This window comes from Dinoroseobacter sp. S375, assembly GCF_049800775.1.
GTDB lineage: Bacteria > Pseudomonadota > Alphaproteobacteria > Rhodobacterales > Rhodobacteraceae > Dinoroseobacter.
Map to the genome: position 1 here is coordinate 166,384 of NZ_JBNAFR010000002.1, position 23,279 is coordinate 189,662.

Genomic DNA, 23,279 nt, shown 5'->3' on the forward strand with positions numbered 1-23,279 from the left:
GAGTATTCTGAGGCCTGACATGACGTATCTACCGGCGGAGGCGTTGCGAGACGTCCCAAACGACGATCAGACACAGCACGTCCTAACCTTGATCCGCCAGCGCGCGGATGCATCGCGCAGTGCCGCGCGGCTTGATCTCTTCAAGGCCTGTGCCGTCCTGTCCCTCCGGGAAGAGGCTTCGGCCTATGACTTCGCCGATGCGGTGGCGCGTACGCTGGGGCAGGCGTTGGAACGCGCGCCCGAATGGCATGGGCCCGAAGCGGGCAGCATCACCTTTGACGAGACATGGCTGCTGCGTCTGGTCGAGCGATCCATTGCCTGTGACAGCGCCAGCGTGGCCTTCCTGATCTCCAGCCGGGTGCCTCGGGGCAAGCGCGCGTCGCTCGCCTATCTGGTGAACGGGCTCGCCGCGCGGGTCGAGGCCGCCTGACACGGCATCTCAGGACTTGGCGGACGCCGAGCTTTGCGCGGGTCCCCGTGCCAAGGCGCGGGCCAGCATCCCGGGCTCGACATTTCCGCCCGTGGCGATGGCGATCACATCCGGGCCTGCGCAAGCCTCCGGCTGGAACAGCGCCGCGGCCAGGGCCACTGCGCCGCCCGGTTCCAACACCAGTTTCAGATGCTGCGCGGCAAGGGCCATGGCCCGCAGCGCGTCATCTTCGCTGACCACCAGCCCGGGCCCGGCCCGCGCCTGCAGGACAGGAAAGGTCAGCTGCCCTGGGGTCGGCGTCAGGATCGCATCGCAGATCGAACCGCTGCGCTGCGCATTGGTCACCCGCGTCCCCGCCGCGAGGGAGCGGGCCATGTCGTCGAATCCCTCCGGCTCCACGGTGCGCACCCGCAGATCCGGCGCGGTGTCCGCCAGTGCCAGCGCCGTGCCGGCACTGAGACCGCCGCCCCCGCAACAGACCAGCACATCCGCCGTGTCGACCCCGACCTCGGCCGCTTGTTCGGCAATCTCCAGCCCGGTCGTGGCCTGACCGGCCATCACCTGCGGATGGTCATAGGGCGGGATCAGGGTCAGACCGCGCGCCTCCATGAGCGCCGCGCCGATCTCCTCCCGGTTCTCCGTGGCGCGATCGTAAAAGACCAGCTCCGCCCCCAGCGCCCGGGTCGTCTCCGCTTTGATCGCGGGGGCGTCGCGGGGCATGATGATCAGCGCAGGCACGCCAAAGGCCTTGGCGGCGCGCGCCACCCCCTGGGCATGGTTCCCGCTGGAATAGGCGAGCACACCGCGCCTCTGCTCGGTCTCCGTCAGGGCGGACACCGCCGCCCAGCCTCCCCGCGCCTTGAAAGAGCCCGTATGCTGCAGCGCTTCGGCCTTCACCCAGACCCTGCGCCCGGCAACTGCGTCGAGCGCGGGCGCGTGCAGGAGGGGCGTGCGCCGGATATGCCCCGCAAGCCGCGCGGCAGCCGCGCGGATCATCCCGGGGTCCGGTGCGATCATGCGCCGAGCGCTGAGATGAAAGCACGCAGCGCCGCGATGCTTTCCGGCTCGTCAAGATAGGGGATATGGGCCCTGTCCGGCACCTCGGCCACGATCATGTCCGGGCGGCGGCGCTTCATTTCGGCCACCGTCTCGGCGCTGAGAAGATCCGAATTGGCCCCGCGGATGATCGCCAATGGCAGCCCCTCGAAGGCATCGAAAAACGGCCAGAGATCCGGGGCCGGGGTCGCGCCGGATTCCAGCACCGCATCGCGCAGTTTCGGATCATAGGTGATCTGCAGCCCACGCTCGGTCTCGGTATAATGCTTGGTCACTTCCTCCATCCAGCGGCTGGCGGGCACATTGGCGAAGCCGCGCATCAGCTTGGGCAGTTCGGCGGCCATTTCCGCATGAGTCTTGAAGGCCGGGTTATGTCCCAGATAGCCCTTGATCACGTCGATCCCCTTGGGGTCGAGTTCGGGCCCGATATCGTTCAGGCACACGCCCAGGAGCCGGTCCTTGACCACTGCCGCAAGCCCCATGGCGATCAGCCCGCCGCGTGAGGTCCCGAGGATCGCGGCCTTGTCGATGCCGAGATGATCCAGCAGTTGCAGCGCGTCGGTCCCCTCCTGCTGCAAGGTGTAGCTGGCGTGATCGGCCCAGTCGCTTTGTCCGCGCCCCCGATAATCCATCCGGATCACCCGGCAGCCCGTGAGATGAGGCATGGCATAGTCGAAATCGCGCGTGGTCCGCGTCAGGCCCGACAGGCACAAAATCGGCACACCCGTGCCTTCGTCGCTGTAGAACAGGCGGGTGCCATCGGGGGCAGTGATCTGGGGCATCAGAACTCTTTCACAAGGACGGGAAGGGGACGCAGATCCGCGAGGACCCGGTCTGGGGTGGCGGGCAGCCGGTCGACCGGCTCGGAGGCACGGTTGGCCCAGGCTGTGCGGAAGCCGTAAGCGGCCGCCGAAGCGGCATCCCAGCCATTGGACGAAACAAACAGAACTTCCTCCGGCGCGCAGTTGAACCGGGCGCCCACAAGGTCGTAGACCAGTGCGGCGGGCTTGAAGATCGACACCGACTCGACGCTGAGCACATCGTCGAGAAGCGGGCCGAGACCGGCACTGTTCACAGCACCCGCCAGCATGTCCGGCGAGCCGTTGGACAGGATCCCCGTGGCAAGACCCTGATCCTTGAGGGCTTGCAGCATGGCGGGCACCTCCGGATAGGCCGACAGCTCCCAGTAGAGCTGCAAGAGCCGCGCGCGCAGGTCCGGGTCGCCCTGATCCGAGGCTTCGAGCGCCCAGTCGAGCCCGTCCTGCGTTACCTGCCAGAAGTCGCAATGATGCCCGGTGATTGCGCGCAGCCAGGTGTATTGCAGCTGTTTGAGCCGCCAATTCTGCGCGATCTCGGGCCATTTTTCGGCAAAGGCCTCGCGCCCGGGTTCTGCGGCGGCTTCGCGGGCCGCGGCGCTGACATCAAAAAGGGTGCCATAGGCGTCGAAAATGCAGGTGGTGATCGTCATCTGAGGCTCCGTTCTGGCGCGAGGATGACCCGCGCAGGGAAGCGGCGCAAGTCACCTTCCGGCGCGCGCTTCGCCTCATTGTTCCCCAAATACTCCCGCCGGAGGCGTCTGTCCGTGACACCCATGCGCGGCTGACGGGCGCGCGCAGCTTCACCCCCCGGGGGCGCTGCCCCCGGACCCCCGGAGTATTTCAGGAACAATGAAAGGGGCGTGTCAGACGGTCAGAAGTCCGCGCAGTTCGGTTTCATCCATCTCGGCGCGGGTGCCGGACTTGATGATCTGGCCGCGATCCATCACCGCGAAGCTGTCGCAGAGGTCGCGGGCGAAGTCGAAATACTGTTCCACAAGCAGGATGGCCATGTCGCCCCTGTCGCGCAGGAAGCTGATAGCGCGTCCGATATCCTGGATGATCGAGGGTTGGATCCCTTCCGTGGGCTCATCCAGAACCAGAAGACGGGGACGCATCACAAGGGCGCGTCCGATGGCGAGCTGCTGCTGCTGACCGCCCGAAAGATCGCCGCCGCGGCGTCCGAGCATGTCTTTGAGCACCGGGAACAGGGTGAAGACCTCGTCCGGCACATGGCGCAGGCTGCGGGGCAGGGCGCCGAATCCGGTCTCGAGGTTCTCCTGCACAGTGAGCAGTGGGAAGATCTCGCGCCCTTGCGGCACCGAGGCGATCCCGGCCCGGGCGCGACCGTCAGCGCGCAGGCGTGACAGGTCGGCGCCCTCCCAGTCCATGCGGCCCGCCGAAATCGGTTGTCGCCCGGTGATGGCCCGCAACAGGGTGGTCTTGCCCACACCATTGCGCCCCAGCACAGTGGTGACCTTGCCGGTTTCCGCCGTGAGCGAGACGCCGCGCAGCGCCTGAGCCGCGCCGTAATGGAGGTCGATGTTTTCGATCGTCAGCATCTCAGCGCCCCAGATAAACTTCGATGACTTGCGGGTTCGCCGAGACATGGTCCAGCGATCCCTCGGCCAGCACATGGCCCTGATGCAGGACGGTGACGCGGCAGTCGAGGGCGCGCACGAAGTCCATGTCATGCTCGACCACGATCACCGTATGCTGCCCGGCAATGCCCCGCAGCAGTTCCGCCGTGCGCATGGTTTCCGCGTCGGTCATGCCGGCGGCGGGTTCATCCACCAGCAACAGCTCAGGATCCTGGGCGAGCAGCATTCCGATCTCCAGCCATTGCTTTTGCCCATGGCTGAGATCCGCGGCCAGCCGGTCCCGGTCGCTGTCGAGTTTGACCAGTTCCAGAAGCTCGGTGATTTTCGTCTCTTCCGCCGCGGTCCGGCGGTTGAACAGCGTGGTCCAGACTGAGCGGTCCGCTTTGAGGCTCAGCGCGATATTGTCCGCCACCGTATGGGTCTCGAATACCGTGGGTTTCTGAAACTTCCGCCCAATGCCGAGGCGGGCGCTGTCGGCCTCGTCGGTCTTGGTCAGGTCCACGGTCTGGTTCCACAGGACCTCGCCCTCATCGGGGCGGGTCTTGCCGGTGATGATGTCCATCATCGTGGTCTTCCCGGCGCCATTGGGGCCGATGATGGCGCGCATCTCACCTTTCTCCACGTGGAGGCTGAGGTCGTTGATCGCCTTGAAACCATCAAAGCTGCGGTTCACGCCGTTCAGGGACAGCTGGATGCTCATGCCTTTGCCTCCTCAGGGGACGCGCCCGGTTTGGGTTTGCGCTTCAGGGCGTTTTCCACCACGCCCAGCACGCCCTTGGGCATGAAGATCGTCACGAAGATAAAGAGCGCGCCGAGGGCGAAGAGCCAGATCTCGGGGAACCAGCCCGTAAGCAGGGTTTTCGACAGGGCCACGAGGATCGCGCCGATGGCCGCGCCCACAAGGGTGCCGCGCCCGCCCAGGGCGACCCAGATCACGATTTCGATGGAGTTCGCGGGGCTGAACTCGCCCGGGTTGATGATGCCGACCTGGGGCGTATAGAGCGCGCCTGCCACGCCTGCCATCATGGCCGAGACGGTCCAGACGAAGAGCTTGTAGCTCTCGACCCGGTAGCCGAGAAAGCGCGTGCGGCTCTCGGCGTCCCGGACGCAGACGAGGATCTGGCCGAGCTTGGAGGTGGTGATCGCCTTGGAGATCAGCAGGCCGGCGGTCAGGGCCAGCGCCGAGAGCGCGAAGAGGGCGGCGCGGGTGCTGTCCGATTGCAGGTCAAAGCCGAGGACGTCCTTGAAATCCGTCAGGCCGTTATTGCCGCCGAACCCCATCTCGTTGCGGAAGAAGGCGAGCATCAAAGCATAGGTCATGGCCTGAGTGATGATTGACAGATACACGCCCGTGACCCGGGAGCGGAAGGCGAACCAGCCGAAGACAAACGCCAGAGCGCCGGGGACCAGGAGGACCATCAGGCAGGCGAACCAGAACTGATCGAACCCGTACCAGAACCACGGAAGCTCCTGATAATTCAGGAAAACCATGAAATCCGGCAGGTCGGGATTGGCATAGACGCCCCGGTCCCCGATCTCGCGCATCAGGTGCATGCCCATGGCATAGCCGCCCAAGGCAAAGAAGGCGCCATGGCCTAGGGAGAGGATGCCCGTATAGCCCCAGACCAGATCGAGCGCGACGGCGAGAAGCGCGTAGCAGAGGTATTTGCCGAGGAGGCTGACAACATAGGACGGGACCGGCTGGCCCTCCATCCACAGGTTGCCAGCGGGGATGGCGACCGTGAGGACAAAGAGTCCGGCGAGGAAAATGCCCATGCGGCGGTCGATGAGACGGCTCATAGCAGGCCTCCGGGGGTGAGTGAGGAAAGGGGGCTCCCGCCCGTCGTTGCCGCCCTGCCGGGCAGCGCCTCCCGTTGGGCCGGGCCGCGTGCGGGCGCACGCGGCGGACGCGCCTCAGGCAAGGCGGTGGTCATCAAAAGACGCTGGGGCTTCCGGGCGAGACCGCCGCGCGCGTATGCGCGCGCGGCTGGGCCCAACGCCGGATGAGGCACCGCGAAGCGGTCCGAAAGCCGGGGGCGGGAGAGCCACGTATCCCCCTGCCAGAGGGGTTCGACACCCTGGGTCCGACCCGGTCGGCCCTGCGTCGGCCGTGCGTCGGGCATGTGTCGGGCAAGTGTCGGGCACTGGCGCGCGGCGGGGTCACGATGTGTTAAGGTCATCGTCAATTCTCCACCGCCCGGCCCTTCACCGCGAAGAGCCCGCGCGGCCGCTTCTGGATGAAGAGGATGATGAAGACGAGCACCAGGATCTTGGCCAGCACCGCCCCTGCATAGGGCTCCAGGAACTTGTTCGCGATGCCCAGCGAAAACGCCCCGGCGAGCGTGCCCCAGATGTTTCCGGCTCCGCCGAAGACGACGACCATGAAGCTGTCCACGATGTAGCTCTGGCCGAGGTTCGGCGACACGTTGTCGATCTGGCTGAGCGCCACGCCCGCCAGCCCGGCAATCCCGGCGCCCAGACCAAAGGTCATCGCATCGACCCAGCCGGTCCGGATCCCCATATTCGCCGCCATCGCCCGGTTCTGGGTCACGGCCCGCATCTGCAGCCCGATCGGCGTCTTCTTCAGCACGAAGAGCAGGATCGCAAACACCGCCAGCGCAAAGAGCAGGATCCACAGCCGGTTATAGGTGATCGTCATCTGCCCGACCTCGAACGCGCCGGACATCCAGCTCGGATTGCCCACCTCGCGGTTGTTCGGCCCGAAGATCGAGCGCACGGTCTGTTGCAGGATCAGGCTGATCCCCCAAGTCGCCAGCAGCGTCTCCAGCGGGCGGCCATAGAGGAAGCGCACGCAGCCGCGCTCGATCGCCACGCCGACGCCGCCCGCAATCACAAAGGCCAGCGGGGCCGCGATCAGCAGCGACCAGTCAAAGAGCCCGGGGAACGAGGAACGGATGATCTCTTGTACGAAAAACGTCGTATAGGCCCCGATCATCACCAGCTCGCCATGGGCCATGTTGATCACGCCCATCACGCCAAAGGTGATCGCAAGCCCGATCGCCGCCAGCAGCAGGACCGAGCCCAGGGACAGGCCGAACCACACATTCTGCGCCATGTTCCACAGGCGTTGATTGTCCTCGATGGCCCTGACCGCATCCGCCGCTGCCGCCGCAAGCGTCGGGTTCGTGGCCTGCAGGAGCGGGGTCAGAACGCCGAGCGCCTCCTGATTACCCATCTCGCGCAGCACCTCGATGGCAGCAACCTGTTCGGCTTCGGGCAGATCGCCCTCCAGCACGGTCGCGGCAATGGCAAAATCGAGCGCCTCGGCAACACCCTCATCGCTTTCTTCGTCGCGTGCGGTGCGCAACAGCTCCAGCTGGTCCACATTCGGGGCGCGGAAGGCCGCCTCGGCGGCCGCCAGGCGCAGGGCCGGGTCGGGCGCACGCAGGGTCAGCGTGCCGATGGCCGCACGGATATCCCGCCGCAGCCCGTTATTCACCCGGATCTTCGTCGAGCCGCGCCGGGGCACGATCCCGTATTCCTCGCCCGTCAGCGCATCATAGGCCACGTCGTCATCGGCGACCTCGCGCACTTCGACCACGCGGTCATTGGCTTTCAGCACGTGCAGATTGCCCTCAAGGAGCACCTCGAGCACCGGCACGGCGCGCGGATCCCCCAGCACGCCCAGCTGTGTCACCACGGCTGCGCGTTCGGGAAACTTGCCATCGGGCAACTTGGCCACAAGCTCTTCGAAGGTTTGAGCCGACGCGGCGGGCGCAGTCAGGGCGGCAAGACAAGTCAACAGGGCCGCGACGCAGAGGCGAAGAAGGGTCATGGTGTCTCTCGGGGGTCAGAGAAGATCACGGCCCCGCCGCAAGAGCAGGGGGCCATGACAGTCAGGCGGTGTCGCGACCCGGCAAGGGCCGCGACAGGGGCAGGGCTTAAGAGCCGCCGCCGCAGACGCCGGTTTCGGTGTTGAAGTTGCCGCAGGACATGGGCGGCAGCCAGTTGGAGATCAGCGGCGCGCTCTCGGGCAGGTGGTCGGACCATGCATCGCCCCGCACGAGGCCGGAGGTTTCCCACACAACGTCGAACTGACCGTCATCCTGGATCTCGCCCACCAGCACCGGCTTGGTGATGTGGTGGTTCGGCAGCATAGTGGAATAGCCACCGGTCAGGTTCGGCACGGAGACGCCGACAATGCTGTCGATGACTGCATCCGGATCGGTGGTGCCAGCGGCTTCGACGGCCTCGACCCACATGTTGAAGCCGATGTAATGGGCTTCCATCGGGTCGTTGGTCACGCGGTCTTCGTCGCCGATGAAGTCGATCCATGCGTCGATGAATGCGTCATTCTCGGGCGTGTCCACGGACATGAAGTAGTTCCACGCGGCCAGGTGACCGACGAGCGGCTCGGTGTCGAGACCGGCGAGCTCTTCTTCACCCACGGAGAAGGCCACCACGGGGATATCCTCGGCGGAGATGCCCTGGTTGCCCAGTTCCTTGTAGAACGGCACGTTGGCGTCGCCATTGATGGTCGAGACCACGGCGGTTTTCTTGCCCGCGCCGCCGAAGGAGGCGATGTCGGACACGATCGTCTGCCAGTCGGAGTGACCGAAGGGCGTGTAGTTGATCATGATGTCCTCGGCGGCAACGCCTTTGGACTGCAGATAGGCTTCGAGGATCTTGTTGGTGGTGCGGGGATAGACGTAGTCGGTGCCCGCGAGGACCCAACGCTCCACGTCTTCTTCGTTCATCAGGTAATCCACCGCCGGGATCGCCTGCTGGTTCGGCGCCGCACCGGTGTAGAACACGTTACGCTGGCTTTCCTCACCTTCGTACTGCACCGGGTAGAACAGCAGGGAGTTCAGCTCTTCAAAGACCGGCAGCACGGATTTGCGCGACACGGAGGTCCAGCAGCCGAACACCACGTCCACGCCATTGCCCTCGATCAGCTCGCGCGCCTTCTCGGCAAAGAGCGGCCAGTCGGAAGCCGGGTCGACCACGACCGCCTCGAGCATCTTGCCGTTCACGCCGCCCTTCTTGTTCTGCTCTTCGATGAGCATCAGCATGGCGTCCTTGAGCGTCGTCTCGGAGATCGCCATCGTCCCGGAGAGCGAGTGCAGGATGCCGACCTTGATTGTCTCGTCCTGTGCCAGCGCCGTGGTGGACATGAGGGCCGTGGCGACGCCGCCCAGCAGCAAGGATTTCCCAAATTTTGTCATATGCTTGTTTCCCAAAGCCATGACTGCGTGGGGGCAGGTACGGGCCCGATGGATTGAAACCGGACCAGGATCTGCATACATGCCCATACGCAGCGTTTTTTTGTTGCATTGTGCGGCGGCAGAGAACTGCCAGGAACGACGCCGTCGCACACCTCCTGCGCCCTGAGCGGCTGACCGCAACTGAGCGCGGGGGCAACTTCGACCAGCCATCCCGTCGGAAGAACCGAGAATCGCGCTGTCAGCGCCACCAGAGCGCGTCAACCGGCAAGAATTGAGCGCATCTGCTCGCGTTTTGCGCGGTGTGACTAATTTGTGCGCAGTTCTCAAAGCTGTTTTGCGCGGTTTTCTGCGTATGCACGCCCTCTGCCGCATTGCAGCGTCACGCACAGGATTTCACGCGCGGCGGCGCGCAGCCCGCGCCACAGGCACCCCGGGCAGGGGCGCGGCACCCCGGGCGGGGCGCGAAGCGGGTCTTTCTGTCGCCCCGGCCATGTCAGGTCGCGAAGTCGCGCGAAAGGCTCTTGACGCCCCCACACGGGTGTCATACCCAGCCGCGCACGATGGCGTGGTAGCTCAGTTGGTTAGAGCGAACGACTCATAATCGTTAGGTCGGGAGTTCAAGTCTCCCCCACGCCACCACCTCCTGCAGCAGAGAGAGCGAGCCCCGGGCCCGTTCCGCCCGCCGAGCGTCGACTGGCGACGAGGAGACCTATGATCCCCCTGTCTTTTCAGTGTGCCGCCGTGGCCGCGTTGGGCCCGTGATCCGGGTGGCGGCGTGTTGAATGGGCGGGCGTGACGCTGACCGGCGCGCCATCGGACATGTGGCCCTGCAAGAGGTGTCAGGCGGGGCAGGGCAAAGGCCTGTGCCACCGACCTAAGGCCATTTGGGCGGGCACGCGGGTCACGTGGACATTGGGGCATCTGCAGCGCCGGGGAAGCTCCGGCAAGCGCCCCTCCGCAATCATGCGCCTGACCGTGGTCATGCGGGGTGAGGATCCCGCGCCGGGATCCTCGGGGCAGAGCGGGCGAGCGCAGGATCACCATCCTGCATGTCGTGAAGGGTGATGTGGGTCCGCGCCGTCCGGCACGGACGGCGCCACCGGGCCGTGCTCAGGCGTTGTCTTTGCGGCGGCGGATCTCGGTGAATACCTCGGCATCGCTTGCCCCTTCCATCCCCAGATGGGCCCGGATCGCGGGATCGGCGGCGCGCAGGAAGGGGTTGGTCGCCAGCTCCTCGGCCAACGTGGTCGGCACTGTCGGCTTGCCCTGAGCCCGCAGGGCTTTCACGGTCGCGGCCTTCTCGCGCAGGGCGGTGTTGTCGGGATCCACGGTCAGGGCAAACCCGGCATTCGCCTCGGTATATTCATGGCTGCAATAGATCACCGTCTCGGGCGGCAGGGTGGTCAGCTTCTGCAGGCTGGTATGCATCATCGGCCCGTCGCCCTCAAAGAGCCGCCCGCATCCCATCACGAACAGGGTGTCCCCGGTGAAGACCACCCTCTCGACGGGCAGGTAGAAGTTGATCATGTCCGTGGTATGGCCCGGCGTGTGCAGCACCTCGACCCGGTGCCCGGAGAACTCGAAGCTCTCGCCATCGCCGTAGCGGGTGTCCACCCCTGCGATGGGCTGGCTCACGGGCTTCGGGCCGATCACGGTGCAGCCCGTGGCGGCCTTCACCTCTTCGATCCCGTCGGTGTGGTCATGGTGGTGATGGGTCACCCAGATCTCGGTCAGCCCCCAGCCGGTCTTGTCCAGCGCGGTCATCAGGGCTGCGGCCTCGCCAGCATCCACGGACGCGGTCTGACCCGAGGACGGATCATGCAGCAGCACGCCGTAATTCGCGCCGGGACCATAGGGGTATTGATAAATCTCGAGTGCCATATCGCTTGCCTCCACGCTCTGGGTTCAGACAATCGAAGCGCGCTTTGTTTGGCAAGGGCAGGCAGACCGCGCCCGCGGATTTCTCGCCATGTCGCGGGCTGCCCTCTTGACCCGGCCCCCCGCCGGAAGGCAGCACTCGGGGGCAACAGAGGAGATGAGGCGCGGATGGACGAGGCATTCTGGGAGGAAAGGTGGCGCGAGAACCGGATCGGGTTTCACGAACCCGAGGCCAACGCGCTGCTGACGGATCACTGGGCCGCGCTGGCCCTGGCCCCGGGCGCGCCGGTCTTCGTGCCGCTCTGTGGCAAGAGCCTCGATCTCGACTGGCTGCGGGACCGGGGCTTTGCCGTGACCGGGGTGGAGTTCAACCGCATGGCCGTCGCCGAGGTATTCGACCGGCTGGGCCTTGCGCCGCAGGTTTCGCGGCTGGGGGCGCTCGAGTGTTTTGAGGCGCCGGGTCTGCGTCTGTTCGTGGGCGATGCCTTTGCCCTGACCGCCGAGATGCTGGGCCCCGTGGCGGCGATCTATGATCGTGCGGCGCTGATCGCCCTGCCGCCCGAGACCCGGCCGCGCTATGCCCGGCATTTGGTGCAGGTCACCGGGGCCGCGCCGCAATTGCTGGTCACCCTGACCTATGACCAGAGCCAGACCGACGGCCCGCCCTTCTCGGTGCCCGTCGATGAAGTCGCCCGCCACTACGCCGAGACCTACGAGATCGAGATCCGCGCGACCCGTCCGCTGGGCGGTCCGGTGGCCCTGCGTGCGGGGGGCGGCGAAGAGCGGGTCAGCCAGCTTCGCCCGAAACTGCGCTAGGCCCGGCGGTCACGTTTCTGCGAGGCGCGCGCCTGCGACTGGCCCGGGGGCGGGCCCGCGCCTAGCCTGTTGCGCAACAGGAAAGAGGGGCGCGGATGATCGGATCGGGACTATGGAAGGCCGCGCTGGCCTCAGCGCTCGCAGGCGGGCTGGCGGGCCCGGCCTTGGCGACCGTGCTCGACGGTCAGATCCTGCGCCAGAGTGGGCAGGGGCAGTTCGTCATCCTCGAGACCGACAGGCCCTTCGATGTGGGGCGGGACAATTTCAACACGGATCACCTCTATGCCTTCGATGAGGATCAGAATATCCGCCTGATGGCTCCGATCGCCGTGGATGTGGGCGGGATCGACGGGGTGATCCCCGAAGGCGAGGTCGTGGCCAGCCATTACGTGTTTTTCGACAGTGTGAACGGTGTGCATTACGGCTGGGTCGAGTTCGATGCGCCGATCCTCGGGGTGGCCGCGCTGCCCGCGTCGATGGATGCGACGGATTTCCTCGCCAATACGCAGGTCAACTATATCAGCACCGATCTGCGCGGGCTGGAGCAGGGCGATTATGTCTGGATCGACGAGGACAACCCCGCGCGGCTCTGGGTCTATTGGGCGGGCTCTTCGCCCGGCGACTATATCCGCGTCTTCACTGCGCTCTCGCCTGCGGCGATGATGTAGCGCGCAGGACGGTGCGATCCGCCGGTTGGTGAAGCTGTGGCCGTCGCGGGCGCGCCGATGGGCGGCGTTCCACGGGCCTCAGGTGTGGTGAGCTGGCCAGGGGGGGATCCTCCCCGCAGCACAGACGCCTTGCCGGGGAGGGGCATTGACGGCGACCCGGCGGGGCCGCCGCCCTGTGGTCAGTCGTAGCTCAGCGCGCGGGCTTTGCCGCGGAAGATCACGTAGCTCAGCACCGTGTAGCCGAGGATCGCCGGAAGCACGAAGATCGTCCCGAAGAGGATGATCAGCAGGCTCTCGGGCGCGCTCGCCGCCTCGTAGATCGTGAGCTGCTCGGGCACCACGTAAGGGTAGAACGAGTAGGCAAGCCCGAAGAAGGCGAGGATGAACAGCACGATGGTCGCCGCGAAGGGGAACCATGCAAAGCTGTCATCGGCAGTCGGCAGGCGCTTGAGCCCCACGAAGAGGAGCCCGATCAGCAGGCAGAACATCAAGGGCAGGGGGGCGAGCAGCACGATCTCGGGAAAGGAGAACCATTTGTCAAAGATCCGCGGGCTCACCAGCGGCGAGGCGAGCGAGACCGCCCCAAGCCCCAGCACCAGCCCCCAGATCCCGCCGCGCGACCAAGCGACGGCTTTCTTCTGCAACGCGCCTTCGGTCTTCAGCACGAGCCAGGTGGCGCCGATGAAGGAATAGGCCACGGTCAGGAACACCGCCGTCAGCAGGGCAAAGCCCACGGTCAGGATCGTCCATTGCAGGCCCATGATATAGAGGCCCAGCATGAACCCCTGGCTGAGCGAGGTCATCATCGAGCCGATGAAGAAGGCCATGTTCCAGGCGGGTTTCTGTTTGGCCGGGGCCTTGGCGCGGAACTCGAAGGAGACGCCGCGCAGGATCAGCCCCACCAGCATGATCGCCACGGGCAGATAGAGCGCCGTCAGGATCGCCCCATGGGCCGAGGGGAAGGCCACCAGAAGGATGCCGATGGCCAGCACCAGCCAGGTCTCGTTGGCATCCCAGAAGGGGCCGATCGAGGCGACCATGCGGTCCTTTTCGGCGTCCTCGGCAAAGGGAAAGAGCACCCCCACGCCCAGATCGAACCCGTCGAGCACCACATAGATTAGGATCGACAGGCCCATCAGGGCCGCAAAGACCAGGGGGAGCCATTGGGTCTGGTCGGCGAAAATCTCGGACATGGGTCTACTCCGCCGGGTTGATGATGCGCACTTCGGCCTCGCCGGAACGCGGCATGTCGAAGATGCGGGTGGGCTCGCCCTTGGCGGCCTTGGCGGCGAGATAGGTCAGCACGCTGACATAGCACACGATCAGTGCCGCATAGACCGCGAGATAGGCGATCAGCGTGCCGAGCACCATGCCCGCGGGCACATCGGCCACCGCGTCGGCGGTCTTGAGCACGCCGTCCACCAGCCAGGGCTGCCGTCCGATCTCGGTCGTGTACCAACCCGCCAGCGTGGCGATCCAGCCGGAAAAGCCCATGGCCACGAAGCCGTAGAACATCGGTTTCGGCAGACCCTCCATTCCGCGGCCCTTGCGCATGAACCACATGGCCGCCCAGCTCATCAGCAGCATCGCCATGCCGGTCGCCACCATGATCCGGAACGACCAGAACACCTTGGCCACGGGCGGGTGCAGGATCTCGCCGTCTTCGGTGACGAAGTCGTTCAGGCCGGGGATCTTGCCATCGAGGCTGTGGGTCAGGATCAGCGAGCCCACATAGGGGATCTTGATCGCGAAGTCATTCTCGCGCGTCTCCTCATTCGGCATCGCGAAGAGGATCAGCGGCACCGGGCTTTCCTCGCCGTCCCAGTGCCCCTCCATGGCGGCAACCTTGGCGGGCTGATGCTCGAGCGTGTTCAGCCCGTGCTGGTCGCCCACGAAGATCTGCACCGGGATCAGGAAGGCGGCGACCGTCACACCGGTCTTCATCGCGGCGCGCATGCCGCCCGAGCGGTCTCCGCGCAGCCAGCGGAAGGCCGACAGCCCGGCCAGCAGGAAGGACGCGGTCAGGCCCGAGGCCAGCAGCACATGGAAGAATCGGTAGGGCAGCGAGGGGTTGAAGATGATCTCGAGCCAGTTCGTGGCATGCACCACCCCATCGCGGATCTCGTACCCGGCAGGCGTGTGCATCCAGCTGTTCAGGACAAGGATCCAGAAGGCCGACATCGTGGTGCCGAAGGCCACGAGGAAGGTGGCCAGCGTATGCAGCCAGGGCGGCACGCGGCTGACACCGAAGAGCATGATGCCGAGGAACACCGCCTCGAGGAAGAAGGCGGTCATCACCTCATAGGCCAGGAGTGGCCCCGCGATATTGCCGACGCTTTCCATGAAACCCGGCCAGTTGGTGCCGAATTGGAAGGACATGGTGATGCCCGACACGACACCCATGGCAAAGGTCAGCGCGAAGACTTTCACCCAGAAGCGGTAGGCTTCCATCCATTTGCCGTCCTGCGTGGCCTGAAAGCGCAGCTTGAAGAACAGCAGCACCCAGCCAAGCGCGATGGTGATGGTGGGAAACAGAATGTGAAACGAGATATTCGCGCCGAACTGGATGCGCGACAGGATCAGGGTGTCCATCGGGGACCTCCTCGGGGGTTCATATGCCTGGTCTTTTTGTCTTGTTTCAGAATTAGGTTTTCACCTCAGGGTTGCCAGAGAGAGAGGGTGCGACCCGCTGTCCCGCTCCGACGGGGCGGGTCATTTGAGCGTGGCCAGGAGCGCGTCGATCACCTGCAGATGGGCTTCGGCCGAGCCGCCCTCGGCCACCGAGAGCGCCGCCCGATCAAACAGCGCCGAGAGTTGCACGGTCAGCGCGTCGAGCGGCAGGGTGCGGATCTCGCCTGCCTCCATGGCGGCGGCGAGGCCCGCGCGGAGCGCATCCGCCGAGGTCTCGCGGTCGATGGTGTCGAGCGCGGCCTGGCCGAGCACCGCGGGGCCGTCCCGCAGCATGATCCGCACCCGCCCGGGATCGGCCATCGCCGCGAGATAGCCGCGACTGCCCAGTTGCAAGGCGTCGATGGTGGAACCGGGCTGGCTGGTGGCCTCAGCCGTGATCTGGGCCGCGACAGCCTGATACTCCTCGGTGATCACGGCCCGAAAGAGGGCGGTCTTGTCCTCGAAATGGTGGTAGAGCGCGCCGCGTGTCACCCCAGCGGCCCGGACGATTTCGGGGGTCGAGGTCTCGGCATAGCCTTTCTCGGAAAACAGCTGTCGCGCGGCAGCGATCAGCGCGGCGCGCGTGGCCTCGGTGCGCGCCTTGTTGGTCCGCGTCTGCTTTTCTTCTTGCATACGTACAGCCTGTATGTTTATCGTCTGGATACATACATACTGTATGTTTGCAAGAAAGGAGACGCAACGTGAAATGCACCCAATACTACCCTGTCATCCAGACCCGCGATGTCGCCGAGACCAAGGCCTTCTATCTTGACCATTTCCGTTTCCGCGAGGCCTTTGCGGCGGATTGGTACTGCCATCTGCAATCCTGCGAGGATCCGGCTGTGAACCTTGCCATTCTGCAAGCGGATCATGAGACGATCCCGGAAGAGGGCCGGGGCGTTGTCGGCGGGCTCATCCTGAATTTCGAGGTCGCAGATGTGGATGCGGAGTTCGCCCGGGTCGAGGCAGCGGGCTTGCCGATCCTCAAGACCCTGACGGATGAGGCTTTTGGCCAGCGCCATTTCATCACGCGGGATCCCAACGGTGTGCTGATCGACGTGATCCGGCCGATCCCGCCCGCGGCGGGGTTCGCCGAGCAATACAGCGCCGACGCACTGCCCGTCTGATCCCGGCCGCGCGATCTCTCAGATGTCCAGACTGTCGAACGCCTCGGACAGGGCGGCAAGCCGATCCGGATCGCGCAGGTTGAAATGGGTCAGGAAGTCGGTCTTGCCGAAGGGTGCGTTCAGCGCACGGATCCGATCGACGCAGGCGCGGGCCTTGTCCGCATGGCCCGCCCGATTATACACCGCCGCCGCGATCATGAAGACATAGAGATGCGGGTTCGGCGCCGCGACAGCCCGGTCCGAGTACCGGATCGCAGCCGCCAGATCGTCGGTCACGAAGGCCGCGAGCGCGCACGTGCCGAACATCGATTGCAGATGCGGGTCCATCGGGCTGAGAAACAGCGCGCGCGCCACGTTCTGGTCCGCGTCCTGCCCCGCGCAGAGCACGGTCTGCAGGGTCGCGCTGTTGTAGTCGCCAAAGGCGGAGTTCGGGTTGAGCTCCACCGCGCGTTTGACCCAGATGAGCCCGTCCTCCGGGTGGCCCTCGAGCCATTTGGCCCGGCCATAGATCAGGTTGCAGAAGGGATCGTGCTCGTCATGGCGCAGCCCGTTGGCCGCTTGGTGCAGGGCCTGGCGCGTATGGGCCGCGCTCTCGCCCTCGAAATGCTGAAACGCAATCTGAAACTCCGTGTAGGACAGCCCCGCATGGGCCCGGCGAAGTGCGGATCCAGCGACAGGGCGCGTTGGAAGTGCCCGGCGGCGATCTGGTTGTCCGCGCGGTTGTAACGGAACATGTGCCGGATCCCGAGATGGTAGTGCCCCCAGGCATCGATGCTCTCGGAGGGATGGTGCCGCAGCTTCTCGGCCTCGTGGCTGGGCAGGCGGCTCTCCAGCGCGATCGCGAGGCCCCGGGCCAACTGCGCGCGCAGGTCATAGATCTCGTCCCGCGCGCCGACCAGCCGTTCGGTCCAGACCAGCTGCCCGGTTCGGGCATCTGAAAGCTCGGCGCCCGGGCGATGATATTGAGCCAGTGCAAGCGCGAGAGCGAGGCGATCAGCTCGGCGGGGATGGCCTCGGCGATGGCCTGCTGCGAGGGGGCCGCGCCCAGAAGCTCAAAAGGCCGCACGGCGATGGTGGGCCGTCCCCCGTCAAGGGGCGCGGTCGGCCCCCCCGGCTCGGGCGCAGGGGTGGCCGGCACGGCTGTGTCCTAAGGCTCCACATCGGCAACGAACCGATAGCCGAAGCCGCGCACGGTCTTGATCACCGCCTGCGCTTGCCCGCTATCGCCGACGGCTGCGCGCACCTGCTTGATCGCCGTCGACAGGGCCGCGTCCGAGACGAAGACGCCGGGCCAGATCACCTCGAAGATCTCGTCCTTGGACACGCTGCGGGCGCGATTGACCACCAGATGGCGCAAGAGTGCAAAGCATTTCGGCTCCAGCGCGACGGCGCCGAAAGGGCCGTGGCGCTCAACCAGATCGGTGTCCAGACGATAGGCGCCAAATGCAAAGATCAGTGCAGGACCGAAGGATGCAGGAGGTGGGTCCGCCAGGACAAGCCTGTTTCAGGTGCGGCGGGATCCTTGAGGTGCGCACATCCCCGCCAGTTTCGCGGAGCTTGGGGTCAGGCGGGCGCGCGGCGGCGCTTGAGGCCCACAAGACCCAGCAGTCCCGCGCCCAGCAGCCAGACCCCCGCGGGCAGAGGGACCGGGGCGACGGCGGAGGCGGTGGCCGTGGCGCGCAGGATCTGGCGATTTGTAACGAGTCCATCGCTCACGATGGACACGCTCCAGTCGATCCCGAAAATGTCGGGAAAGGCAAAGTTGGACATGTCTGCGACATCGAAGGACCCGGAGATAAAGTCCGCGGTGAGCAGATCAAAGATATCCCCGTCTTCGATATTTGTGCCGTCAACGAAGTCGATCTGAAACGTGACCGTATCCAAGATCGCCAGTGTTCCGTTCAGTTCAAGCGCAACTCCACCCTCGGTCGGATCAAGGAGAATGTCGACGACAGATCCCTGTGCGAAAGAGGCAGACCCGGCGCTGCCAGGGTTCCTCGCAATCAGCAAGGATCGGTCCCCATTGCCGATCGACAGTCTGGTGTTGTTAAACGCGAGGCTGAGGTCGGCTTTGAGAAAGCCCCCGTTTGACCTCAACCGTTCCACCTTCGATGCGAATGGTGTTCAGATCCATGTCGCCCTCGAGAATGATGGTACCTTTGGTTTGTCGAAAGTTTCCATCAACTCCGGTGATATTGCCGTCTACGTGAAAAATCCCGGTATTCTCAATTTCTCCGCCCTCAGTATCGATGTCCCCAGTGATGAAGGTGCCACTGTTCTGGATTACTCCAGAAGAGCTGTTGATATCGCCGCCGCTTGCAAACAAACCACTGCTTGTGATCGTCCCACGGCTGTTATCGACGTCGCCACCGCTTCGAAACGTGCCCGCGTTTGTGATCGTTCCGGAGCTGTTATCGATGTCGCCACCGCTTTGAAACGTGCCTGCGTTTGTGATTGTTCCGGAGCTGTTATCGATGCCGCGACCGCTTCGAAACGTGCCCGCGCTTGTGATTGTTCCGGAGCTGTTATAGATGCCCGCCACCGCTTTCAAACGCGCCCCTGTTTTCGATCGTCCCACGGCTGTTATTGATGTCACCGTCGCTTTCAAACGTGCCCGCGTTTGAAAGCGACGGGGACGACCTGAGGCGGGCCAGGTGGATGAAATTCGGTTAACTCTGGCGACTGTGGCCGCTGCGAGTCAATGCGCAGGGCTTTTGTAGCGGGTTTTGTGTCCGCAAGCCGCGACAGGTCTGCGCCTGATGCCAACTTGCGCCCGATACCGGGCAGGAGCTGGCGGGCACATGCCTTTGTTCTGTGCGGTCTGTCTGGCTGGGCGTGGGCTTCGGACCAGCATCTGGCTCCATGCGGGATCGCGGGACTGGATCTTGCGCGGGGCGGGCGCTTGGGTCATGTCATGGGCGAGGAGGCCCCCCATGCGTCAGTACAGTGTCATCATCAACGGCTTTGGCCGGATCGGTCGGTCTGTCTTGCGGGCCTGGCTCGGCGGCGGCTGGCCCGGGCTGCAGATTGTCGGCGTGAACGACATCGCGCCGCTGGAGACCTGCGCCTATCTCTTTGAGTATGACAGTGTCTTCGGCCCCTGGCGCGGCGAGGTTCGGACCGAGGATGGCGCGCTGGTGGTGGATGGGCGGCGCATTCCGTTTTCCACCGTGGCGAACCTGCGGGATCGCGACTTGTCGGGCGTGGATCTGGTGATGGAATGCACCGGGCGCGGCTCGGACCGGGCCTTTGCCGAGCGCGCGCTCGAGGCGGGGGCGCGCCGGGTGCTGGTCTCGGGGCCCTCGCTGGAGGCGGATTGGACGCTGGTTCTGGGGGCGAATGACGCGGATCTGAGCCGCGAGCACCGGATCGTCTCGAACGCCTCCTGCACGACCAACGCCGTGGCGCCGCTGGTTAAGCTGCTCGACGGGGCGTTCGGGATCGAGACCGGGCATATGACCACGGTGCATTGCTATACCGGCTCGCAGCCCACGGTGGATATGCCCATGGCCAATCCGGCGCGGAGCCGGGCGGCGGCCCTGTCCATGGTGCCGACCACCACCAGTGCGCAGGCGCTCACGGATCTGGTGCTGCCGGGGCTGGCCGGGCGGATCCAGGGATCGGCGGTGCGGGTGCCGGTGGCCAGCGTCTCGGCGGTGGATCTGAGCGTGATGACCCGGCAGGGCCCTGACCGTGCGGCGGTCAATGCGGTGCTGCGCGGGGCCGAGGGCGGGATCATCGGGGTGACCGGCAAGCCGCTGGTGTCTTCGGATCTGCGGCAGCGGCCCGAGAGCATCGTCATGGCCACGCCCGAGACCCAGGTCAGCGATGGCGGCATGGTGCGGGTCTTCGGCTGGTATGACAATGAGTGGGGCTTCGCGAACCGGATGCTCGACGTGGCGATCCGGATGTCGAAATTCTGAGCCCCGCTGCGGGCGGGATCGCCTGTGGTGGCTGTGCGCCTTCGGCGAGGATATTTGCAGACTTAAGGGGGAGGGGGCGCGCCGGGATCGACGCGCCCGCCTTTGGTTAGCGGGGCAGGGAGCCCTTCGCGTTGCCCTTGAGGCCGCCGGAGACTTCCTCGGTGGATTCCTCGGAAAGCTCTTCGGGCAGGATCAGGTTCAGCGCGATGGCGATGGCCGCAGCGGGCAGCAGGCCGCTGGTCATCAGGATGCGCAGGGTGTCGGGCAGGTATTGCACCGCGCCCGGCTCGAGCTGCAGGCCGAGGCCCACGGAGAGCGCGATGGCGAAGATCACCATGTTGCGCCGGTTCCAGTCCACATCCGAGAGCATCGAGATGCCCGCGGCCACGACCATGCCGAACATGACGATCACGCCGCCGCCGAGCACTTCGATGGGCACGGTGCGGATGATGCCACCCACCTTGGGCACGAGCCCGCAGATGATCAGGAAGATCGCGCCGCAGGTCACCACATGGCGGCTCATCACACCGGTCATGGCGATCAGGCCGACATTCTGGCTGAAGGAGGTGTTCGGGAAGCCGCCGAAGATCCCGGCCAGGGCCGAGCCGAAGCCGTCGGCATAGGTCGCGCCCTTGATTTCTTCTTCAGTGGCTTCGCGGCCTGCGCCGCCCTTGGTGATGCCCGAGACATCGCCCACGGTTTCAATCGCCGAGATGAAAGCCATCAGGCAGAAGCCGAGGATCGCCGCGAAGGAGAACTCGAACCCGTATTTGAAGGGCTGCGGCAGGGCGAAGGCGGCGGACCGCTCCCAGGAGCCGGTGATCGCGTCGATGCTGAGCATGCCGACCATGATGGCGTAGACATAGCCCACGATCAGGCCGATCAGGACCGCCGAGATCGACAGCATCCCCTTGGTGAAGAACTTCAGCCCGAGGGTCACGAAGATCACCATGAGCGCTGCGGACCAGTTCAGCAGGCTGCCATATTCCGGCGTGCCGATGGCCGGGACACCGCCCGCCGCATATTGGATGCCGACCTTGACCAGCGCGAGGCCGATCATCGTCACCACGAGGCCTGTCACTAGCGGCGGCAGGGCGAAGCGGATCTTGCCGATCACCAGCCCGAGCAGCGCATGAAACAGCCCTCCGATGATGATGCCGCCAAAGAGCGCGCCGAGGGCATCGACCCCCTTGCCCGCTACCAGCGGGATCATGATCGGCAGGAATGCAAAGCTTGTCCCCTGCACGATGGGCAGGGCCGCGCCGACCGGACCGAGCGTGATGGTCTGCAGCAGGGTCGCGAGCCCGGCGAAGAGCATCGACATCTGGATGAGGTAGAGCAATTCCGGGAAATCCGGCGAGTTCGAGCCGAACCCGAAGCCCGCCGCGCCCGCGACGATGATCGCCGGGGTCACGTTCGAGACGAACATCGCCAGCACATGCTGGATGCCCAGCGGGATGGCCTTGGCCAGCGGGGGGGTGAAATTTGGGTCGCGCAACTGCGCGGGAGTTCCAATGGAGGTATCTGCCATGAGGGGCCTTTCTTCCTTCCTGATGGAGCGGCGGGGCTTCTGGCGTCCCCGTCGCGCGGATTTACGGCGCAACCACCTCGTAGGGTGTGTCGAACCAGTGTTCTTCCAGGTTCGGCGTGGATCCGATCCGATCGACCACGGCGAACAACCCGGGCGCGTGGAGCGGTGTGAGCACCCCGTGCCAGGTATTTCGGTGATAGTTCACGGCCTGACCGGGGACGGTCAGGAATGCCTCGGGCCGACCCGGGCGGCCCGCGTCATCCGGGGCCACCACGACCAGGAACGGATCGCTGCCCATGGGGATGAAGGCCTGCGAGCCTTCCGGGTGCCGCTCCACCATCTCGAGCCTGAGCGGCAGCGCCCGGGGCTCGGCGTCGAACAGGCTGATCCCGGCGCGTCCGCCGGGGCCGAAATCGAGCGTTGCGCGGTCATGGTGTCGCCCGCAGAGCCCCTGATTGATCAGCTTGTCCGGCGCGCCCGCCACCTCCAGCACGTCGCCAAAGGCCGCGAACCGCGCCGCCGTCAGGGGCTGTGCGGTGATCCGCCCGCTCAAATCGAGCCCGGCGACCATTCGGGCCGTCCAAAGAGCCGCAACCGGCTGACCCCGCCATCGGGGAAGATGTTGAAGCGGATATGGGTGATCGCGCCCAGATCGGCGAGCTCGCTGGTGAACTCATGGATCGTATCGGCGGTCAGCTTCACCTCGGGCAGGAGCGTGTGCCAGAACATCGAATCTGTGACGATGGCATCGGTCAGCCCGTCGCCGAACACCGCCAGATCCGCCGCCTGGATCGAGGCACGGTCGGGGAAGTTGCCCTTGAAATGGGCCGTGTCGATCTCGCAGCGATTGACCCGCCCCTTGGCCCCCAGCGCGATGACCATCCAGTCATGGCCCGGGGTGCGGCGGCGGCGGGTTTCCCAGCCATCGCCCATATTCACCCCGCGCCCGGGGGCCAGTAGCCGCATGTAGTCGCCGTAATGGGCGTCCGAGAAGCTCAGGATCCGGCCGCCGTTCAGGGCCGCCGAAAGCTCGATATCCTGCCCGTCCTCGGTCGGGTCGAGCTCGGGGATGCCATAGACCCGCAGGCGCGCCACCCCGCCATCGGGGAAGATATGGATGCGCAGATGGGTCCAGCTCTCAAAGCTCTTGCAGTTGAAATAGTGATGCGCCGAGGCGCCGAGGGCCTTGTGGGGCAGCACCTCGATCCAGCGGGTCTCGTCGGTGGGGTCGCCGTCGCAATTGGCCGCCTCGATCATCACGGCGGGGGCGTAGTTGCCGGTGAAGTGAGAGGTGTCCACGTCAAAGCCGAGGATCCGGCCCGGCGCCGCGAGCGAGATCACCGCCAGGTCATGCCCGCCCCCGCGACGGCGGCGGGTTTCCCATCCGTCCATCCACTTGCCATGGGCGTCGAACTTGTCGGGGATGAAGATCGCCGGCTGGTCCTGCAGCATCCGGTTGAGCGGGGCGAAGAACTCGTCAGAGGCATAGAGCGCGCGCGCGCCCAACCCAGCCGAGGCGAGGTTGATGCCTGTTCGTACGAAAAGGGGGATATTGGGGTCCTGTTGCTCAGGGCTCAT

25 protein-coding genes and 1 tRNA gene are annotated in these 23,279 nt (G+C 65.5%); 7 read left to right on the forward strand and 19 right to left on the reverse strand.

Annotated elements, in window-relative coordinates:
* Positions 1 to 88 precede the first annotated feature (88 nt).
* Positions 89 to 430 (forward strand): hypothetical protein, encoded by a 342-nt coding sequence (locus ACP150_RS05665; RefSeq protein ID WP_424965588.1) that lies wholly within the window; start codon positions 89 to 91, stop codon positions 428 to 430.
* A 9-nt stretch (positions 431 to 439) separates the two neighbouring features.
* Here ACP150_RS05665 and ACP150_RS05670 read toward each other — a convergent pair whose 3' ends face one another.
* From ACP150_RS05670 to urtA, 8 genes are all read right to left on the reverse strand, one after another.
* On the reverse strand, positions 440 to 1,447 hold the full coding sequence (locus ACP150_RS05670) for a threonine ammonia-lyase (RefSeq protein WP_424965589.1): 1,008 nt from the start codon (positions 1,445 to 1,447) through the stop codon (positions 440 to 442).
* On the reverse strand, positions 1,444 to 2,268 hold the full coding sequence (locus ACP150_RS05675) for an alpha/beta fold hydrolase (protein WP_424965590.1): 825 nt from the start codon (positions 2,266 to 2,268) through the stop codon (positions 1,444 to 1,446). The genes ACP150_RS05670 and ACP150_RS05675 overlap by 4 nt, the downstream gene beginning before the upstream one ends.
* Positions 2,268 to 2,954 carry a haloacid dehalogenase type II gene (locus ACP150_RS05680; protein ID WP_424965591.1) on the reverse strand — a complete coding sequence of 229 codons (687 nt, stop codon included), beginning with the start codon at positions 2,952 to 2,954 and terminating at the stop codon, positions 2,268 to 2,270. The genes ACP150_RS05675 and ACP150_RS05680 overlap by 1 nt, the downstream gene beginning before the upstream one ends.
* 213 nt (positions 2,955 to 3,167) lie before the next feature.
* Positions 3,168 to 3,863, reverse strand: a complete 696-nt coding sequence (urtE, locus tag ACP150_RS05685) for an urea ABC transporter ATP-binding subunit UrtE (RefSeq protein ID WP_424965592.1) — start codon at positions 3,861 to 3,863, stop codon at positions 3,168 to 3,170.
* Between the two features lies 1 nt (position 3,864).
* Positions 3,865 to 4,602, reverse strand: coding sequence for an urea ABC transporter ATP-binding protein UrtD (urtD, locus tag ACP150_RS05690; RefSeq protein WP_424965593.1), 738 nt, complete (start codon positions 4,600 to 4,602; stop codon positions 3,865 to 3,867).
* Entirely contained in the window at positions 4,599 to 5,702 is a 1,104-nt protein-coding gene (gene urtC / locus ACP150_RS05695) for an urea ABC transporter permease subunit UrtC (protein WP_424965594.1), read from the reverse strand. Before urtC ends, urtD begins: the two co-directional genes overlap by 4 nt.
* A 382-nt stretch (positions 5,703 to 6,084) precedes the next feature.
* Positions 6,085 to 7,698: an urea ABC transporter permease subunit UrtB gene (gene urtB / locus ACP150_RS05700; protein WP_424965595.1), complete on the reverse strand. Its 1,614-nt coding sequence runs from the start codon at positions 7,696 to 7,698 to the stop codon at positions 6,085 to 6,087.
* A gap of 106 nt (positions 7,699 to 7,804) precedes the next feature.
* Positions 7,805 to 9,088 (reverse strand): urea ABC transporter substrate-binding protein, encoded by a 1,284-nt coding sequence (gene urtA / locus ACP150_RS05705; protein ID WP_424965596.1) that lies wholly within the window; start codon positions 9,086 to 9,088, stop codon positions 7,805 to 7,807.
* 562 nt (positions 9,089 to 9,650) lie between these two features.
* Here urtA and ACP150_RS05710 point away from each other — a divergent pair.
* Positions 9,651 to 9,727: transfer RNA gene (locus tag ACP150_RS05710), tRNA-Met, on the forward strand.
* Between the two features lie 471 nt (positions 9,728 to 10,198).
* Here ACP150_RS05710 and gloB read toward each other — a convergent pair.
* Positions 10,199 to 10,969, reverse strand: coding sequence for a hydroxyacylglutathione hydrolase (gene gloB, locus ACP150_RS05715; protein WP_424965597.1), 771 nt, complete (start codon positions 10,967 to 10,969; stop codon positions 10,199 to 10,201).
* A 165-nt stretch (positions 10,970 to 11,134) separates the two neighbouring features.
* Here gloB and tmpT point away from each other — a divergent pair, with 165 nt between their 5' ends.
* A complete protein-coding gene (tmpT, locus tag ACP150_RS05720; protein WP_424965598.1) occupies positions 11,135 to 11,782 on the forward strand; it encodes a thiopurine S-methyltransferase in 648 nt (215 codons plus the stop codon).
* A 95-nt stretch (positions 11,783 to 11,877) separates the two neighbouring features.
* The gene (locus tag ACP150_RS05725) at positions 11,878 to 12,450 is read left to right on the forward strand and encodes a hypothetical protein (protein WP_424965599.1); all 573 of its coding nucleotides are present in this window, start codon (positions 11,878 to 11,880) and stop codon (positions 12,448 to 12,450) included.
* Positions 12,451 to 12,629: 179 nt separating this feature from the next.
* Here the strand turns inward: ACP150_RS05725 and ACP150_RS05730 are convergent, their stop codons facing one another.
* The 3 genes from ACP150_RS05730 to ACP150_RS05740 all read right to left on the reverse strand — a co-directional run bounded on the left by ACP150_RS05730 (position 12,630) and on the right by ACP150_RS05740 (position 15,753).
* Positions 12,630 to 13,643, reverse strand: a complete 1,014-nt coding sequence (locus tag ACP150_RS05730) for a cytochrome d ubiquinol oxidase subunit II (RefSeq protein WP_424965600.1) — start codon at positions 13,641 to 13,643, stop codon at positions 12,630 to 12,632.
* A gap of 4 nt (positions 13,644 to 13,647) precedes the next feature.
* Entirely contained in the window at positions 13,648 to 15,042 is a 1,395-nt protein-coding gene (locus ACP150_RS05735; RefSeq protein ID WP_424965601.1) for a cytochrome ubiquinol oxidase subunit I, read from the reverse strand.
* 120 nt (positions 15,043 to 15,162) lie between these two features.
* Complete coding sequence (locus ACP150_RS05740) at positions 15,163 to 15,753, reverse strand: TetR/AcrR family transcriptional regulator (RefSeq protein WP_424965602.1); 591 nt, start codon at positions 15,751 to 15,753, stop codon at positions 15,163 to 15,165.
* Positions 15,754 to 15,821: 68 nt separating this feature from the next.
* Between ACP150_RS05740 and ACP150_RS05745 the strand changes: the two genes are divergently transcribed.
* On the forward strand, positions 15,822 to 16,247 hold the full coding sequence (locus ACP150_RS05745; protein ID WP_424965603.1) for a VOC family protein: 426 nt from the start codon (positions 15,822 to 15,824) through the stop codon (positions 16,245 to 16,247).
* An 18-nt stretch (positions 16,248 to 16,265) separates the two neighbouring features.
* Here ACP150_RS05745 and ACP150_RS05750 read toward each other — a convergent pair whose 3' ends face one another.
* Complete coding sequence (locus ACP150_RS05750; RefSeq protein WP_424965604.1) at positions 16,266 to 16,691, reverse strand: hypothetical protein; 426 nt, start codon at positions 16,689 to 16,691, stop codon at positions 16,266 to 16,268.
* Between the two features lie 305 nt (positions 16,692 to 16,996).
* Here ACP150_RS05750 and ACP150_RS05755 point away from each other — a divergent pair, with 305 nt between their 5' ends.
* Positions 16,997 to 17,185, forward strand: a complete 189-nt coding sequence (locus ACP150_RS05755) for a hypothetical protein (RefSeq protein ID WP_424965605.1) — start codon at positions 16,997 to 16,999, stop codon at positions 17,183 to 17,185.
* A 209-nt stretch (positions 17,186 to 17,394) separates the two neighbouring features.
* Here the strand turns inward: ACP150_RS05755 and ACP150_RS05760 are convergent, their stop codons facing one another.
* The 3 genes from ACP150_RS05760 to ACP150_RS05770 form a co-directional block, all read right to left on the reverse strand.
* Complete coding sequence (locus ACP150_RS05760) at positions 17,395 to 17,739, reverse strand: winged helix-turn-helix domain-containing protein (RefSeq protein WP_424966021.1); 345 nt, start codon at positions 17,737 to 17,739, stop codon at positions 17,395 to 17,397.
* 71 nt (positions 17,740 to 17,810) lie between these two features.
* Entirely contained in the window at positions 17,811 to 18,131 is a 321-nt protein-coding gene (locus tag ACP150_RS05765; RefSeq protein WP_424965606.1) for a VPLPA-CTERM sorting domain-containing protein, read from the reverse strand.
* Positions 18,132 to 18,294: 163 nt separating this feature from the next.
* The gene (locus ACP150_RS05770) at positions 18,295 to 18,855 is read right to left on the reverse strand and encodes a hypothetical protein (RefSeq protein WP_424965607.1); all 561 of its coding nucleotides are present in this window, start codon (positions 18,853 to 18,855) and stop codon (positions 18,295 to 18,297) included.
* 325 nt (positions 18,856 to 19,180) lie between these two features.
* Here ACP150_RS05770 and ACP150_RS05775 point away from each other — a divergent pair, with 325 nt between their 5' ends.
* On the forward strand, positions 19,181 to 20,170 hold the full coding sequence (locus ACP150_RS05775; RefSeq protein ID WP_424965608.1) for a type I glyceraldehyde-3-phosphate dehydrogenase: 990 nt from the start codon (positions 19,181 to 19,183) through the stop codon (positions 20,168 to 20,170).
* Positions 20,171 to 20,276: 106 nt separating this feature from the next.
* Here the strand turns inward: ACP150_RS05775 and ACP150_RS05780 are convergent, their stop codons facing one another.
* The 3 genes from ACP150_RS05780 to alc form a co-directional block, all read right to left on the reverse strand.
* Positions 20,277 to 21,701, reverse strand: coding sequence for a nucleobase:cation symporter-2 family protein (locus tag ACP150_RS05780; RefSeq protein WP_424965609.1), 1,425 nt, complete (start codon positions 21,699 to 21,701; stop codon positions 20,277 to 20,279).
* Between the two features lie 61 nt (positions 21,702 to 21,762).
* Positions 21,763 to 22,272, reverse strand: a complete 510-nt coding sequence (locus ACP150_RS05785) for an ureidoglycolate lyase (RefSeq protein ID WP_424965610.1) — start codon at positions 22,270 to 22,272, stop codon at positions 21,763 to 21,765.
* Complete coding sequence (alc, locus tag ACP150_RS05790) at positions 22,251 to 23,279, reverse strand: allantoicase (RefSeq protein ID WP_424965611.1); 1,029 nt, start codon at positions 23,277 to 23,279, stop codon at positions 22,251 to 22,253. Before alc ends, ACP150_RS05785 begins: the two co-directional genes overlap by 22 nt.